General features: G+C 50.3%; 15 protein-coding genes. 5 read left to right on the top strand and 10 right to left on the bottom strand.

The window, feature by feature from the left end; all coding sequences use genetic code 11:
- Nucleotides 1–41: 41 nt before the first annotated feature.
- From BP71_RS19255 to BP71_RS19235, 5 genes are all read right to left on the bottom strand, one after another.
- Nucleotides 42–596 carry a TetR/AcrR family transcriptional regulator gene (locus BP71_RS19255; RefSeq protein ID WP_496382157.1) on the bottom strand — a complete coding sequence of 185 codons (555 nt, stop codon included), beginning with the start codon at nucleotides 594–596 and terminating at the stop codon, nucleotides 42–44.
- Between the two features lie 59 nt (nucleotides 597–655).
- Nucleotides 656–1,993, bottom strand: coding sequence for a hypothetical protein (locus BP71_RS19250; protein WP_496382155.1), 1,338 nt, complete (start codon nucleotides 1,991–1,993; stop codon nucleotides 656–658).
- A gap of 109 nt (nucleotides 1,994–2,102) precedes the next feature.
- Nucleotides 2,103–2,348 carry a hypothetical protein gene (locus BP71_RS19245; protein WP_496382153.1) on the bottom strand — a complete coding sequence of 82 codons (246 nt, stop codon included), beginning with the start codon at nucleotides 2,346–2,348 and terminating at the stop codon, nucleotides 2,103–2,105.
- A gap of 272 nt (nucleotides 2,349–2,620) precedes the next feature.
- Complete coding sequence (locus tag BP71_RS19240) at nucleotides 2,621–2,863, bottom strand: hypothetical protein (RefSeq protein ID WP_496382151.1); 243 nt, start codon at nucleotides 2,861–2,863, stop codon at nucleotides 2,621–2,623.
- Between the two features lie 75 nt (nucleotides 2,864–2,938).
- Nucleotides 2,939–4,585 (bottom strand): vitamin K epoxide reductase family protein, encoded by a 1,647-nt coding sequence (locus BP71_RS19235; protein WP_496382149.1) that lies wholly within the window; start codon nucleotides 4,583–4,585, stop codon nucleotides 2,939–2,941.
- A gap of 244 nt (nucleotides 4,586–4,829) precedes the next feature.
- Here BP71_RS19235 and BP71_RS19230 point away from each other — a divergent pair, with 244 nt between their 5' ends.
- Nucleotides 4,830–5,213 (top strand): helix-turn-helix transcriptional regulator, encoded by a 384-nt coding sequence (locus BP71_RS19230; RefSeq protein WP_496382147.1) that lies wholly within the window; start codon nucleotides 4,830–4,832, stop codon nucleotides 5,211–5,213.
- Between the two features lie 39 nt (nucleotides 5,214–5,252).
- Here the strand turns inward: BP71_RS19230 and BP71_RS19225 are convergent, their stop codons facing one another.
- The 3 genes from BP71_RS19225 to surE all read right to left on the bottom strand — a co-directional run bounded on the left by BP71_RS19225 (nucleotide 5,253) and on the right by surE (nucleotide 9,899).
- Nucleotides 5,253–7,574, bottom strand: a complete 2,322-nt coding sequence (locus BP71_RS19225; RefSeq protein ID WP_496382145.1) for a DUF7133 domain-containing protein — start codon at nucleotides 7,572–7,574, stop codon at nucleotides 5,253–5,255.
- Between the two features lie 69 nt (nucleotides 7,575–7,643).
- Nucleotides 7,644–8,936: an MFS transporter gene (locus tag BP71_RS19220; protein WP_496382143.1), complete on the bottom strand. Its 1,293-nt coding sequence runs from the start codon at nucleotides 8,934–8,936 to the stop codon at nucleotides 7,644–7,646.
- A 228-nt stretch (nucleotides 8,937–9,164) separates the two neighbouring features.
- On the bottom strand, nucleotides 9,165–9,899 hold the full coding sequence (surE, locus tag BP71_RS19215) for a 5'/3'-nucleotidase SurE (protein WP_496382141.1): 735 nt from the start codon (nucleotides 9,897–9,899) through the stop codon (nucleotides 9,165–9,167).
- Between the two features lie 83 nt (nucleotides 9,900–9,982).
- Between surE and BP71_RS19210 the strand changes: the two genes are divergently transcribed.
- The 3 genes from BP71_RS19210 (at nucleotide 9,983) to BP71_RS19200 (ending at nucleotide 12,328) form a co-directional block, all read left to right on the top strand.
- On the top strand, nucleotides 9,983–10,888 hold the full coding sequence (locus BP71_RS19210; protein ID WP_496382139.1) for a diacylglycerol/lipid kinase family protein: 906 nt from the start codon (nucleotides 9,983–9,985) through the stop codon (nucleotides 10,886–10,888).
- Between the two features lie 109 nt (nucleotides 10,889–10,997).
- Entirely contained in the window at nucleotides 10,998–12,002 is a 1,005-nt protein-coding gene (locus tag BP71_RS19205; protein WP_496382137.1) for an NAD(P)/FAD-dependent oxidoreductase, read from the top strand.
- Between the two features lie 2 nt (nucleotides 12,003–12,004).
- Entirely contained in the window at nucleotides 12,005–12,328 is a 324-nt protein-coding gene (locus BP71_RS19200) for a 2Fe-2S iron-sulfur cluster-binding protein (RefSeq protein WP_496382135.1), read from the top strand.
- A 68-nt stretch (nucleotides 12,329–12,396) separates the two neighbouring features.
- On the opposite strand, the gene BP71_RS19195 is transcribed toward BP71_RS19200, so the two are convergent.
- On the bottom strand, nucleotides 12,397–13,095 hold the full coding sequence (locus BP71_RS19195; protein WP_496382133.1) for an SGNH/GDSL hydrolase family protein: 699 nt from the start codon (nucleotides 13,093–13,095) through the stop codon (nucleotides 12,397–12,399).
- Between the two features lie 91 nt (nucleotides 13,096–13,186).
- Nucleotides 13,187–14,065, bottom strand: a complete 879-nt coding sequence (locus tag BP71_RS19190; RefSeq protein WP_496382131.1) for a maleylpyruvate isomerase family mycothiol-dependent enzyme — start codon at nucleotides 14,063–14,065, stop codon at nucleotides 13,187–13,189.
- A gap of 121 nt (nucleotides 14,066–14,186) precedes the next feature.
- Here BP71_RS19190 and BP71_RS19185 point away from each other — a divergent pair, with 121 nt between their 5' ends.
- Entirely contained in the window at nucleotides 14,187–14,909 is a 723-nt protein-coding gene (locus tag BP71_RS19185; RefSeq protein WP_496382129.1) for a proteasome-type protease, read from the top strand.
- Nucleotides 14,910–14,922 lie beyond the last annotated feature (13 nt).

Here is a 14,922-nt window from a genome sequence, read left to right as displayed (position 1 = left end):
TATAAATGTCTCAAAAATGAGACACGGTTGAACAAAAAATTTTAAATCCCAATTCCCTTACTGAATGAAAACCACGCAAGCTCACGCGCTTCCGACCGACTGAGCGCTCTTTTTTGCTGTGAATTAATGAATACCACCACCACGCTCTGGAAGAAGTTATGAATCCAGTCAACGGTCATGCCCTGGTTGATAATGCCTTTTGTGAGCAGCACTTGCAGGTTCCCTTTCCAGAGCTCGAAGGTGTGGTCGTATTCCGAGCATTCTTCATTAGCCGTCTGGTGCTTATGGTCGTGGAGTGTGTGTAGTTTATGCAAAAAAGTGTTTTTCGAACCGCAGTCGAGACCAGCGTAAAACATCGTTTCCAGCCTTTCCTGCGGATTTTCCGAGGCATAGTAAGCATTGGACATCGCAATCGCGCAAGCTTTCCGGATTTCTTTCTGGCATTTGTCCATCAGTTCCTTACGGTCTTTGAAATACCGGTGCAAGGTTCTGCGGGTTACCTGCGCCTGATCGGCCACTTTCTCAAGCGGTGCGGAAAGGTCTTCATTGAAGATCAGGATCGCGGCCTCGATAATGCTTTGTTCGGTGTCTTTCATAGTTGTGAAGACAAAGATAAAGCAATGTCTCAAATTTGTGACATGCAATGCCCTGTTTTTTAATCCCGGCTCTCTGAAACCGGATGGTGGGCCAGGAAACGGTTGTATTGTCGTCTGATTTTTTCCAGCCGCCCTGCGGCTGCTGCAAACATACCGGAAACCAGTCCTTCCTGCTGGTTATGAACGGCCGTGACGTCAGAATAACCAAAATCTTTCTGGGTTGAAAGGAATGGGTAGATGACCATTTTGTTGCTGGTGAGCTCGGAAAGGAAGTTGTCGGCAGTCACCGTGTCATCAAATGGTGCATCGAGGATCTTCTGGAAAAATTTCCGGTAGATCACGATGAACTGTGTTGAAAGGATGTGGTTTACCCAGTAGCGATGGGTATCCAGGGGCAGCGCATGCCCGAACCCGCCGCTTGTCCCCGCCGAAAGTACATCGCAACCCTGGCGGTGGGCGCTGATGATGTTGCCGATGAGCATGTCCCGATGATAATCCGGGGTAAATTCGTGGTCGTCTTCACAAATGATGATCACCGACTCGTCGTTTTCCAATGCTGTCGCGACAATCCGCCGGATGCTTTGCCAAAGGCCTACCGCTCCAATGGAATGTTTGCTCGCGTTTATATATTCGGGAGTGAATTCTTTTTTGTCGATAAATTGCTTTTCAATATGTTGCCGCCGATCTGTTCTTTCAGGCAGGTTGATGATATACACGGGAATAACGATATCGTCGAAACGCATTGTTGCCGGATTTGTATTGAACCCGTAAAAGGCCTGGCTATCCAGGACATATTGAATCGCATTGGAACAATCCGCAAAAAGTTTGTCGACACGGCGCTCCACATGATTAGCCAATGTTACATCGGAATAACCAAAATCTTTCTGAATAGAAATGAACGGATAAACCGAATAGATATGGGGACTGACCTGGGATAGTTTCAAATCAGCACTGTCGGAATCGAGAAAATTGATTTCCAGTATTTGTCTAAAAAACTTTCTGAAAATGATGGTGAATTGTGCGCCCGTAAAACCCTCTGCCCATATCAGGTTTCGGGATATTTTAAAAAGACTGTGGACAGAACTGAGGCCGCCCAGCAAAATATCCGCCTCCGCTAACCGGGCTTCTTCAATGCATTCAAAAAGCAAATCTTTTGAATAATGCCCCGTAAAAAGATGATCGTCTTCACAAATAAGAATATAATCGTCATGGCGGTCGCAAGCCTCAGAAATGATGCTCCTGATTGTGTTCCAAAGACCCACAGCCCCGATCTTATGGCGTTCGGCATCGACCAGTACATAGTCGAATTCCGCGCGGCTTTCAAACTGCTCCCGTGCATGGGCGCGCCGGTCGGGACGGTCGGAAAGATTAATAATGTAGGTGGGAATGGCTGTCATAGATCCATTTTGGTAGATACTTCCGGAAGAGAATGCAGGTTAGGAATGCGATGCATGCCCAGCGGGAAGACCAGACACTCTTGGAAGGGTATCTGATCTGAAAGGAAAATCAACACATATGCGTAGTGACGGTAGGTGCAATACCGCATACGCAGGTAACGAAATCTGTACCCGCGGAGCAATTGTAGATATTGGTTCCGTCGACAGGACAACTGCATGACACACTGGGGCAATTAAAGGCCTGAGCGGTACAATACACCGCGCCTCCGGATCCTCCCAGTACGTTTTTCAACTGGCTCCGTGACAGGATTTCAGCGTCATCGAAGTGCAGGTCTTCCAATTTCAATTTCTTCATACGATTGTGATTTGGGGTTGAGAATCGAGACTTTACCAACCGGTAAAGAATATTGCCTTCCGGGCGGATCGCGAATTACCCGGAAGAAAATATTTTGGTCGCTACTGAATTTCAGATGACCCGCAAACTGCGTTGCGGCTTGGCTTTGCGGGCAGGTCCTTCCAAAAGACTTATAATGCCTTGAAAGCGTTTTGAAATGCGTATTAACCTTGAGTGCCATGATCCGGTACCGTCGCGGGAACTGGTACCGGATTGGTTTGCTCAACGCCTTTTTAGCACCGGTGGGTCGTTACCACGTTGGCGTAGCCGCATATGCAGGTGGCCACATCGTTGTTGGACCAGCATTGATACATGTTCGAGCCGTCGTTGGGGCAGCTGCAAGAAGCGGCGCAGTTGAAAGTCTGCGCTGTACAGTACACGGCTCCTCCCGATCCTCCCAATACGTTTTTCAACTGGCTCCTTGACAGGATTTCAGTGTCATCGAATTGCAGGTCTTCCAATTTTAATTTCTTCATAAGGTTGAGATTTGGAATTAAGAAATGAGACTTTGCCACCCGGCAAAGAATATTGCCTCCCGGGCGGATCGCGAATTACTCGGAAAGGAAATATTTTAGGTCGCTTACACCGTAGATTTCGGGTAGCTGATGCCCGTTCACAAAAAAGGTGGGTGTAAACGATATCTTCGTAGCATTGCACCATGCACTCATGGCATCGATCTTGTGATCCTGCCTGGCAAGCTCTCCGTTGACCGCATATTGGGCGGCAAACCTGTCGTAGTCTTTGTCAGGTGCCGCATACCAGTCGTCCAGGGCATGATGCAGTGTATCCCGGCCGTACTTTTCCCCGATTGCCAGAAAATGTCTGACAGGCTGGGCAGCCACATCCCCGGCTGCATTAGAGGCCGTGAAAATGATACGGACACTTACGTCGGGATTGTTCCGGACGAGTTCTTCCATCGGGGCGTGCGCTTCGGCGCAGGGGCCGCAGTACGGATTGCATACTTTGATGATCCTGTGCTTCGCGGCAGGGTTGCCCAGCTCGATTCCCAGGCCATAGGGGTCTTCGGTCACTGTTTTCTGGCGGGAAAGCAATGCTTCGAAAATTTGTGAACTGTGTTTTAGCCGGTTCAGCTCTGTTTTGTCCCGCTTCCCGGTTTTGAGTTGACGATAGGCTGGCATGAGAAACGCAAGCGCCAGTACCGGAAGCAGGAAAGACACAAGGGCGACCATCAGGAACGGCATGGTCCAGATCATTTGAACCGGAAATGTCATATGCCAGCCACCGTACAGCGCCGTAATTCCCTGCAGGAACAGAACAGCCTGGACGGACAGGCACAGGATACACCATTGTTTCGCTACCTTCCATTGATAGTAAACCGAAAAAATCGTGTAGGGAAGCGCTACGGCGTTCAGCCAGGTCAGCGCGGAGAGCGATGCCGGGCTGGTCGGACCGTTGAGCAGGAGTAAAAGGTTACTCCCCGCAAAGTAAACGAAGCCGATGGAAGACCAGCCAACGCCACCGATACGGGCTGCCTTTGAGTTGAGGACGGCGCTGCAGTTCACTTTTTTACTGGCCTTGCATATCTTTTGCGCCACCGGATTGTATTGATCCAGCTCGTACCAGATCAGTAAACCGCAGGTAACGAGGCCGACCAGCGTAAGTAAGGTAAAAACAACCGGCAACCAGGATATTTCCCAGCCCTGCGTCAGGACGGCAACGCCGCACGCGGCCAATGTCACGACAGGAAGCGAAAGGACCAGGGCAGATTTTTGAAAATAATCTGTCTTTTCCTGTCGTTTTTTCCGATCATAATCCTTTTCCGGTTTTGCTTCGCTGGCGTCAATAAGCATTAGCGTGCGCGATGTCCATTTGTTTTGGAAATCGGCAATGTCCGCTGAGGTTTTTTTTAGGGATTCAGGATGAATGTATTCGATTGAATGTTCGTCAGTATTGAGAACGACGACCAGTTTTTCTTCATTCGGTTTAATAAATACCGGCGCCAGAAAGGGTGTCGGCATTTGGCCCAGCTTTTCGATACTGGTTTTGATACTAATATTTTTAATGTGATAGGCGGTGAGCACATCGCTTACCGCCAGCATGGCGGGATAATCGGGATGGTTTTGAAGATCGGATTCGATTGTGCCGGTTGAAATACGGACATTGTTGAGCTTTACAACATGGGTGACCGACTCAACGACATTGTCGCGGCGCGATAAAGCGGATAAAAGACTCATCATGTTTTCAGGTACGTATTGAATATAATGTCGAAATCGGTTGATAACCTGCGGGGTGGAGTGTGGGTATTATCAGGTCATTTGACTTTTATCTGTCCTGTGCAATTATATGTAGATATAGTGAAATGAAATTGGAAAAAATCGTTCAATTTGCTGTAAATTTCCGTTCACTAATTGGACAATTCATTTGATAGATTTGGTACAGATATTTCTATGAATTATGGAAATGCGGAAGCCTTCTCGATGTATGCAGATGGAAATAAAGCTGAGATCGCTCCGGGATGCGAGAAAATTGAGCACGCGCATGGTAGCCGAACGCGTCGGTGTTTCCCAGAGCACTTATATGGATTGGGAAAGGAATAGATCTTCTCCGTCGTTGCGGCTGTTGGGACCCCTGGCTATGGCCCTGGATGTCTGCCTGATTTGTTTCGTTGCCTACCTGTTCGGGCAGATGACACTAGATGAGTTGCTCGTTGTGAAGCCGGAAACTACGATCAGCGAACTGACCGCAGTGGCACGAAAGCCGGGCGAAGAGCCTGAGAAGAATAGCATCGATTTAATGCGCAGCGATATGCAACGGCTGGAAATACTCCTGCGCCAAAATCTGATCGCCGCCCTGCCCGCCAATTAGCGGCGAGAGGGCGGCGATCAACAGAACCGTTTTCAGCGATCAAATCCCGTTCAATTCTGACTCTGTGAACGCTTTTTCGCGTCCTGTCAGTTTGGTGCGGACTTTGGTGACTTCTTCGGTAGTGACTTTGTCGGCATTGTTGCGCCAGGAGCGGCGGATGTAGCTCAGGAGCTGGGCGATGTCTTCGTTGGGCATGTCCTTGTCGTAGCCGATGCCAGGCATGTCGCCGCTCACTTCGGGTGTTTGGTATACGTGTCCGTTCACCTTGACTGGCCCCGTGAGACCGAAAAGGACGATCGAGATCAGTTTGTCTTTATTGCCGGTTACCCATTCCGACTGGTTCAGTGGTGGAGCGAGTGACTTGACGCCTCCGCCGTCGGCACCGTGGCAGGTCTGGCATACAGAAGTGAACAATGCTTCGCCTTTGGGAAATTCTTTTTTCAGCATTTCGGGATTCCGGTTACCTTGTGCGCTGCGTATGGCCGTTATGGCGCGGGTCAATTGTTTGTTGATCAGTGCATTCGGGTCAGATACTGAAGCTGAGATAGCCCCTTGGAAGATTTCTTCCTGATCTTGGAGGTTGCTGATCACTGCGTCGGACACGTAGCGGTTGTTGGGATATTTAACCACCAGCTTGTTCAGCAGCCCACGCGACACATTCTGGTCAAATTTTTCGATGCTTTTGCACAGCAATGCAATGTATGGAGCTGCCAGCGTATCGCCCGAATCAACGATACCGTCAAATGCCGCTGCATATTGCTGGTACGAACCAGGCGTGATCACCGACGCCGAGGCGTATAGCCCCTGCGCACGGAAGGTCCAGGCCGGTTGCCGGATCCAGCTCAATGCCTCTTCGGGTTTCAGGGAATTCAGGCCTTCGAGCGTCCACAATGCGTGGATGGCAAAAAGGGGATTGGCAGTTTGTTTAATCGCCTCACGCAATGCGGGTATGGTCTGGTTGTATTTTCCGTCGATCAGTTTTTGCTGCGCCCGGTCGCGAACCCAGCCGTTGGGATGGCCGAGCAGCTTCACCAATTCCTGAGCGCCGTCCGGAATGATAACCGGCTTGGGTTGCGAACCTTTCGGGACGATCTTATAAATACGGCCTGCCGAAAGCGGTTGGGTAAGGTCGCGCTTGCCGATCTGGTCTTTCAAATAGGGCGTCAGATAGGTTTTGTGCTGGATAATACCGCGGTACATGTCGAGTACGAACATGCTGCCGTCGGGGGCATTATAAAGGCTTACCGGACGGAAACGCTCGTCGGTGCTGGCAAGGAACTCCTTGCCTTTGTAAGCAATATCCCCTTTGACCACGTAGCCTTTTTCATTCAGGAAATCGCGTTTGATCAGGTTCGCCGACGGTTCCGGTACGAATGCGTTGAAATCGAAATTCTTGCCAAACAGGTCACCGCGGTAGATAACGGGTCCGGCAGCCGCTGTAAATTCGTTCAGGCGCAGGCTGTCGTCCAGAATGTTTTTCATGTAGCCACGGTTCACACCCGGGGTCGGGTGGAGCGGGTATACTTTGTTATTGGCAACGGACTTCTCGTTGTAGCCGGCGACACCTTTCTGGTTTTTATTCCAGGCACCCAGTCCCGCGGGGAAATAATCACCCAGGAGGTTCTGGGAATTGTTGTTATAATAAAGCCGGCCGTAGTTGTCCTGGCAAATGCCCCACTGACCGCGGAAATGGGTATGCTCGATGAGCCATTTTCCGCCAACGCGACGATAACGTTTGTCGGATTTGGCATTATAGATCCAGTTGTCCATCGCGCGCAGCAGGCCGTTGGGCTGGTGTTCCACATTGCCGCCCTCGGTGTATTTGGGATCTACCAGCGTTTTTTTGACAACCTTGTCGTTTTTCAGCTCGTAAAACCAGAGGTTGGTAGGCTCCGCGACAAGTATTCCATTCTCGATCAGGCAAATAGCGCGCGGAAGTACGAGCGAATCGATCACTACCTGGCGGTCATCGTACACACCGTCCTGATTTTTGTCATCAAGGATCACGATGTTGCCATTGGGAATATCTTCGCCTGTACCAATGGTGTCGGGCATATAACCAGTCATTTCGACTACCCACATACGGGCATTGTCGTCGAACTGCATGGCCACCGGCGCGCTGACCAGCGGCTCAGATGCAACCAGCTTAATTTCGAAACCATCTTCGATCTGCATTTTGGCGATGGTTTGAGAAGCCGGTACAAAAGGAGATTTTCCAGAAGTTCCAGCTGGTTTCTCCTCAGGGGCCGCCGTGGTCGTGGAGGAGGAGACAGTTTGCTGGGTGGTTTGTTTGTTGGTTTTACAATACATCAACGAAAACGAAACCGTCAGAAACAGAAGGGGATAACGGTATTTCTTCATCAGAATGGTATTCTCAGCAAAATTGGTTGCATAATGGACATGGCGCTGCTGCGATGCGTTGGGCCTCTATCATAACGATTCTTCGACCGGTTTCATGTTTTTGGTCAGGAAGTGGATGATCAGCCAGGCGATGATATAGGCCAGTCCGCAGATCACGAACAGGATGTTATACCCGGTGCCGATATTGCCCAGCACCTTATAGTAGTCGAGTAATGCGCCAACCAGCAGCGGGAAAAACGTAGATCCAAGTGAGCCTGCCATGCCGCCGATCCCTACTACCGAGCTCACCGCACGTTTCGGGAAAATGTCGGACACGATCGTGAAAATATTGGCGCTCCATGCCTGGTGGGCGGCAGTAGCAATGGCGATAATGCCGACGACGGTCCAAATATCGGTTGCAAACTGCGCGAGGATGATCGGCATGACGGCAAATGCCACGACCAGCAATGTGGTTTTGCGTGCCCGTAATGGCGCCCATCCTTTTTTGATGAGGTAGGAGGACAAATAGCCGCCGCCAATGCTCCCGAAAGTAGTTGCCGTATAAACGATCGCTAAATGCAGGCTTGGTTTTTTCAAATCGAGTGCAAAAGTGGTGGCAAAGTACGAAGGCAGCCAGAAAAGGAAAAACCACCAAACAGGGTCTGTCAGGAATTTACCTACAATAAATACCCACGTTTGCGGGAGACTGACCAGTTTGGTCCAGTGAATAGGCTTTTGATTTTCACCGTCCCCGGCTTCGTTGTCACTGTGGATAAATGCATTTTCTTCGGCACTCAATTTCTTATGGCGTGACGGGATTTCGTACATAAACCACCAGAAAAACAACCAGATAAATCCGAGCGCGCCGGTAATGAGGAAAGCACCTTGCCAGCCGTAGGAGCCCAGCAGCCAGGGGACAAGAATGGGTGCAGCCACAGCACCAATACTCGTACCGGAGTTGAAAATCCCTGTTGCCAGTGCCCTTTCGCGTTTGGGAAACCATTCAGCGGTGGCTTTTACCGCTGCTGGAAAGTTACCTGCTTCGCCGAGCCCCAGCACCGCGCGAACGGCACCGAATCCAAAAGTGCTTTTGACGAATGCGTGGGCAATGGCGGCGACGCTCCATATGATAATGGAAACCGCATACCCCATTTTGGAGCCGATTTTATCGATGATATTGCCAAAAACGATGTATCCCGCGGCGTAGCAGCCCGCGAAAACCATTACGATGTTGGCATAGTCGCTTTCTGTCCAGTTGAACTCCGTTTCGAGGGTGGGTTTGAGTAATCCAAGAATCTGCCTGTCGATGTAGTTGATAGTGGTTGCAAAGAAGAGTAAGGCACAAATAACCCAGCGATAATTTCCAATATTGGTTTGTTTCATGGTGGGGAAAAAACTGATTCTTCGGATTCAGGATTGATTAATAAAATGGTTGTTTGGGAAGAAGACTGCATTTTAGCGGTTCTACCCCTTAATTCAAATGCAAGACTTTTATAAAAACAGAATCCCGTACCTGTCGGATACGAGATTCTGCACTAAATCAGGAATGTGCGTAAATGATTTACCGGCCCGATGGCTTCCCCTGACGGAAGCTATCGGGCCTTCTGCCTGTCAGGTGATCGGGTAGGCCAGCTGGGCTTTTATGAGTTCTGCTTCATTGGTGAGATCCAACCGCAGCGGCGTGATCGAAACAAAATGATTTTCGATCGCCCAGCGGTCGGTGCCTTCCTCCGCCGGTTCGAGCGGAACCACGGTGAACCAGTAGTGCTTGCGGCCCATGGGATCCAGTGCAGGGACGATGTTGTTGTCGTACAGCCTCACCGATTGCCGGGTCCACCGGACGCCTTTGGGATCGTGCGGAAAATTGACGTTGACAAGGTTCAGGTGCGGATTTTTAAAGAGCAGGTCCAGCGCTCTTTCGACGAACGGGTCGAGTGCGTCGAAATCGGGCTCGATGTCCGTCGGCGTGCTTAATGCAATCCCTTTGATCCCGAAGAGCACCGCTTGCTTGGCCGCTGCGAGTGTTCCCGAATGCCACATGGCATTCCCCAGGTTCGGCCCCAAGTTGATCCCGGAAAGCACCACATCCGGTTTGTCCCACAGATGCTGGCCCAGTGCCACGCAGTCGGCCGGCGTGCCGTTGACCCGGTAGGCGTCGATCCCCGGAAATTCAATCGGGGATTTTTTATAGGAAAGCGGCCGGGAGGCGGTAATGGCATGACCCATAGAGGATTGTTCCACGTCCGGCGCCACGATTTTAACTTCCCCGAAACGCGAGGCGATCCTGGCCAGTGCCGCTAAGCCAGGACTATATATGCCGTCGTCGTTGGTTACCAATATCTTCATAACGTATAGCGTTTTCGGTGAATATTAATAAAATTATGCCTGGTATGTTTTTTATGGGAGGGAGGTATGCCTTATAACCTGATATGAAACGAACCATCCTGCTACACAACCCCAGCGCGGGGGATAATGACTTTTCCAAAAAAGAACTGGTCAAACTGATTAAGAAAGAAGGTTTTGAATGCTCCTATGCTTCCGTCAAGGAAGAGGGCTGGGATACGTTCGAAAATGATACGGATTTTCTGATCGTCGCGGGCGGTGACGGCACTGTACGGCGTACCGCCAAGGCATTGATGAAGCGAAAACTGCTGGACAAGCAATATCCGCTCGCATTGCTGCCACATGGTACCGCCAATAATATCGCGACTGCCTTACAGATCGAAGGACACGCCAAAGACATTGTCCCACATTGGCATCATTACCATTTGAAATCGTTTGATATTGGTAAGATCCATGGACTGGGGGATGATTTGTTCTTTCTCGAGGCATTCGGTTACGGAATTTTTCCGAAACTGATGAAAGTAATGGACAAGATCGAAGGTGAGATCGGTGATAGTGTGGAGGAAAAACTGAAGGCGGCCAGGGTGGTCTTGTACGACATAGTGCAGAACTACGAAGCCAGGCCCTGCACCATCATCGCCGATGGCGTGGAGCATTCGGGCAATTATATCATGGTGGAGGTTATGAACATCCGGTCCCTGGGCCCCAATCTGGTGCTGGCTGCCGATGCCGATCCGGGCGACGGCATGCTGGATGTGGTTATGGTTTCGGAAGCGAACCGGAAGAAGTTCGAGTCCTTCCTGCTCGGAAGGATCAATGGGAAGGAGGACAGTGAATTCAGTTTTACAACCATCCGCGCCAAAAAGGTAAAGATTATGTGGGACGGAAAGGATATCCATGCCGATGACGAAAGGCTGAAAGTGGAGAAACCTTTGGAGGTTGATATTGAAATCCTACCGGATATGCTGCAATTTATGATCACGGATAGCTGATTCCATAACTTTTGGTTATAATGGATAACCAATTGTGATTGGCTTCCGGTGTGGATGACCGCTACTTTTGGATCACGAAAGTTTTCCAAAATTCTCATTCACATTCATCATGATTCACACAGACATCTGTATTATAGGAGCAGGACCGGTGGGGCTCTTCGCTGTTTTCGAAGCCGGACTACTTAAAATGCGCTGCCATCTGATCGACGCACTGCCGGTAGTGGGCGGGCAGCTTGCTGAAATCTATCCCCAAAAACCCATTTATGATATTCCTGGTGCGCCGGGCATCATCGCCGAAGACCTGGTGAAAAATCTGATGATCCAGATCGAAGAGTTCAGACCGGGTTTTACACTGGGAGAAAGGGTAGAGGGACTCGAAAAACAGGACGACGGCAGTTACATCGTGCGGACCAATGAAGGTACCGCTGTGCATTGCCAGGTGGTGGTGATTGCCGCGGGGCTTGGGAGCTTCGAACCGCGTAAACCGGCCGTAGAGCGATTGGAGTACTTCGAGGGCAAGGGGGTGCATTATATGGTGAAAAGGCCGGAGCAGTTCCGGGACCGGAACGTGGTGCTGGCCGGAGGCGGTGACTCGGCGTTGGATTGGACGATTTTCCTTGCCGACATTGCTTCCCGGGTTACCCTCGTGCACAGGGGCGACACGTTCAGGGGGGCGCCGGATTCTGCCGAAAAAGTTTTCGAACTCGCTGGAAAAGGAAAAATCGACCTCATTTTACAGGCACAGGTCAATAGCCTGAATGGAAACGGCGTGTTGAAAGAAGTGTCCGTGCTGGGCAACGACAAATCTGTGACAAGCGTTCCGGCGGATCATTTCATCCCTCTCTTTGGCCTCAGTCCCAAACTCGGCCCCATTGCCGATTGGAACCTGGGCGTCGAAAAATCGGCACTCGTGGTAGACACACTGGATTATTCCACCAATATCGCCCGCATTTACGCGATCGGTGATATCAATACCTATCCGGGCAAGCTAAAACTCATCCTGTGCGGTTTTCACGAGGCGGCCATCATGATGCAGAGCGCATTCAAGTATGTCCACCCGGATCAGAAACTAAGTTTTAAATACACCACTGTTAACGGTGTTAATCCATTTTAGCCATGATCAATATTTTCATAGAGAACGATTCAGGAGAACGGCAGAGCCTGGAAATCCCTACGGATATGGGTTTCAGTCTCATGGAATTGCTCAAAGCCTACGAATACGACATTCAGGCCACCTGCGGCGGAATGGCTTTGTGTGCCACCTGCCATATCGAGGTGCTGGAAGGGATGGATAAGCTTCCAGAGTCTAATGACAACGAGCTGGATACATTGGACACGCTTCCCAACTCTGATCAAAACAGCAGGCTTTCCTGCCAGCTAAGGCCATCGGACAGTATGGACGGACTTGTAATTCGACTGAAAGCGCTGGAAGAAGCTTAATAAGGTTATTAGAATTTTGGAATAATAGTGCATAAACCCCCGCTAGCCAAATAGCAGGGGTTTTTAGTTTATTTTAAAAGTGATTTCACCTGAGGCAGGATGGCAGTTACCCACCGCTGGTACATTTTGCCGGAGAAGTGAAGCTGGTCGGCGGCAATCATGGACGGGTCATTGAGCGCCTCGCGGGATATGGACGTAATGTCGAGAAACCGTATTTTCTTTTTGGCGCATTCCTCTTCGGCCACGGTGTTGAAACGGTTGATTTCTTTGGTGATCTGTTCGCGGTTGCCGGCGCCATAAGGTGTAACGCCCCAATCCGGAATAGATAGTACAAAAACGCGTCCGGTTTCTCGGCCTGCGTATATAATGCAATGGTCGAGCAGGTCGCGAAGCTCGGCGCGGTATTCTTCGATGTTACGTCCCTGGTATTGGTTGTTGACGCCAATGAGCAGTGATACAAGGTCGTACTGTCCGAACGGGTGACGTTGTTCCAATGCATCGAGCAGATTTCGCGTCGTCCAACCGGTGGCGGCGATAATATCCGGTGCCCTGACGGCTTTGCCCACTTTTTTCAGTTCGCCCGAAAGCAGAACCGGCCAGCACTCATCGGTGGAGACGCTCTGCCCGATGGTGTAGGAGTCGCCCAATGCCAGGTAGGTGAGGGTGCCTGTTTCTTCCGGAGCCGGGTCGCTTCTTCCCGCTTCGGGTTCCGATGACCCAGCACAGGCTGCGAATGACAGGATCATGATCAATGGGTACAGTTTCATGTCCTATATACCTTTTTCGACCGGTTTTGGATCGATTTGATTGAGATTTGGTTTTGGCCAAGTGGTAAGGAATTCCTTTGCGATCCGAAGATCAGGCCATGACTGCAATGAGGTTTAATGTAGTGCTGGCAAGTGCCTCATCTCCCGTGATCGTGACAGCACCGGCGGCATCCGCCGGACTCATTGCTTTTGTGAATAGTTTCCAGGCAGTGTCCGCGGGGATCGTGATCGTCGCATCGGCGAGGTCCTCTAATGCCTCTTCAACAACCCATTGACCGTTCCTGCGTACGTTGTAAGCAGTGATCGGCTCTTCCAGCCCGACCTGAATGGCGATAGCTGTACCCTCCTGCGCCGGCGTATTGCGGTATGTGTGCGGGAGCCCTCTTAAAAAGGTGTCCATCAGCGGCTGAAAAAGGCGCCTGGTCATAATTCCAGGCTTGCCCACGGCATCGCGGATCTGCTGCTGGTGATGCCATTTCTCCGTGTATTCACGGGCAATGTGAAACCAGTTTTTTGAAATCGTTTCACCGGCCCAGGACACCGGATACGGGGCGTTGGCGTCTAAATCCTGTGCTGCCATAATTTGGGAATATTGCTTCCCGGTGGATTCGAGCAGCTCGGTGAGCAACTGCGGACTGATTCGCTGAGCGGCCTTCACCCAATCGGCATTGAACTGGTTGAGATAGGCCACGAGATCGTCGTAGCCGTTGATCTCCAGGTCAGGCGCGGTGTAATGACCGTCGCGTCCGGAAATAACGCGCACATTGCCGTCCAGTAAATGGGCGGCAACATCCCTGACGGCCCACATACGGGCAACGGTAGGTTTGTTCCAATCTTCGGGTTGCAGTGATTTTAGTAGCTCAATGAGTTTATCGTCGAGTTCGGGAAAGAGATGAATGGTGTGGATCATGGCGGCGGCAGGCTGTTGGTTTTGAAATAAAAGCCGTTCGGCAATTTCATAAATAAACATCAAAAAGGGATTTTCTGTGATGTTAAGGTTATGATTTGGTATTTTTGAAGCTGATTTCAGTGTATCAGGAACGGGTATGATCGTAATTGGGCCCGCCCGGGAAGATTAAATGTGTAGTAAAATGACTTATTGTTTAGGAATAAAAGTAAAAGAAGGACTGGTTGCGCTGTCCGATACCCGCATTACCGCCGGCACCAATACGACGACGAAGAAAAAGGTTTACATCAAGCAAAAGGACCATTACTCGATGTTTATCATGACGAGCGGTCTGCGTTCGGTGCGTGATAAGGCAGTGCACTATTTTGAAGAGCTGATCAATGACGGTGTGGTTTACAACAAACTTTACAAGGCTGTCAATGCATTTGGCGAGCAGATCAAGCGTGTGGCCGACGAGGACAAGGCCAGCCTGGAAAGGTCCGGATTCAAATTCAATCTGAACTCCATCGTAGGAGGACAGTTGAAGGACGATGAAGACCATAAATTGTTCCTGTTGTATTCGGAAGGCAACTGGGTGGAGCTGGATGAAGGTTCTCCTTACGTCATTATCGGTAATTCGGGACAGGGCAAAGCCATTCTGAACCGTGTCCTGAATGAGGATTCAAGCATGAAACAGGCATTGAAGGCCGGGTTCCTGTCATTCGATTCAACACGGGTTAGCAACAACGACGTGGATTTCCCGATCGACGTTGTACTGTATAAAAAAGACAGTTTCGCGATGATTGAGCATCGTTACGAGCAGAAGGACATGCAGGAAATATCAGCGATATGGGCGGAAAAGCTGAAACAGGCGCTGGATGACATCCCGGAGGATTGGATGGACCGGTCGTTCGATAAGATACCCTAGGCACAAAATTGCC

Source organism: Dyadobacter ginsengisoli DSM 21015, assembly GCF_059568735.1.
The sequence above is the reverse complement of the archived record's forward strand: the minus strand, read 5'-3'. Positions and strand labels throughout refer to the sequence as shown.

Bases quoted from the DNA above. Each gene is read 5' to 3' on its own strand.
- BP71_RS19255 (WP_496382157.1), bottom strand. From the start codon at position 596: ATGAAAGACACCGAACAAAGCATTATCGAGGCCGCGATCCTGATCTTC.
- BP71_RS19250 (WP_496382155.1), bottom strand. From the start codon at position 1,993: ATGACAGCCATTCCCACCTACATTATTAATCTTTCCGACCGTCCCGAC.
- BP71_RS19245 (WP_496382153.1), bottom strand. From the start codon at position 2,348: ATGAAGAAATTGAAATTGGAAGACCTGCACTTCGATGACGCTGAAATC.
- BP71_RS19240 (WP_496382151.1), bottom strand. From the start codon at position 2,863: ATGAAGAAATTAAAATTGGAAGACCTGCAATTCGATGACACTGAAATC.
- BP71_RS19235 (WP_496382149.1), bottom strand. From the start codon at position 4,585: ATGATGAGTCTTTTATCCGCTTTATCGCGCCGCGACAATGTCGTTGAG.
- BP71_RS19230 (WP_496382147.1), top strand. From the start codon at position 4,830: ATGCAGATGGAAATAAAGCTGAGATCGCTCCGGGATGCGAGAAAATTG.
- BP71_RS19225 (WP_496382145.1), bottom strand. From the start codon at position 7,574: ATGAAGAAATACCGTTATCCCCTTCTGTTTCTGACGGTTTCGTTTTCG.
- BP71_RS19220 (WP_496382143.1), bottom strand. From the start codon at position 8,936: ATGAAACAAACCAATATTGGAAATTATCGCTGGGTTATTTGTGCCTTA.
- surE (WP_496382141.1), bottom strand. From the start codon at position 9,899: ATGAAGATATTGGTAACCAACGACGACGGCATATATAGTCCTGGCTTA.
- BP71_RS19210 (WP_496382139.1), top strand. From the start codon at position 9,983: ATGAAACGAACCATCCTGCTACACAACCCCAGCGCGGGGGATAATGAC.
- BP71_RS19205 (WP_496382137.1), top strand. From the start codon at position 10,998: ATGATTCACACAGACATCTGTATTATAGGAGCAGGACCGGTGGGGCTC.
- BP71_RS19200 (WP_496382135.1), top strand. From the start codon at position 12,005: ATGATCAATATTTTCATAGAGAACGATTCAGGAGAACGGCAGAGCCTG.
- BP71_RS19195 (WP_496382133.1), bottom strand. From the start codon at position 13,095: ATGAAACTGTACCCATTGATCATGATCCTGTCATTCGCAGCCTGTGCT.
- BP71_RS19190 (WP_496382131.1), bottom strand. From the start codon at position 14,065: ATGTTTATTTATGAAATTGCCGAACGGCTTTTATTTCAAAACCAACAG.
- BP71_RS19185 (WP_496382129.1), top strand. From the start codon at position 14,187: ATGACTTATTGTTTAGGAATAAAAGTAAAAGAAGGACTGGTTGCGCTG.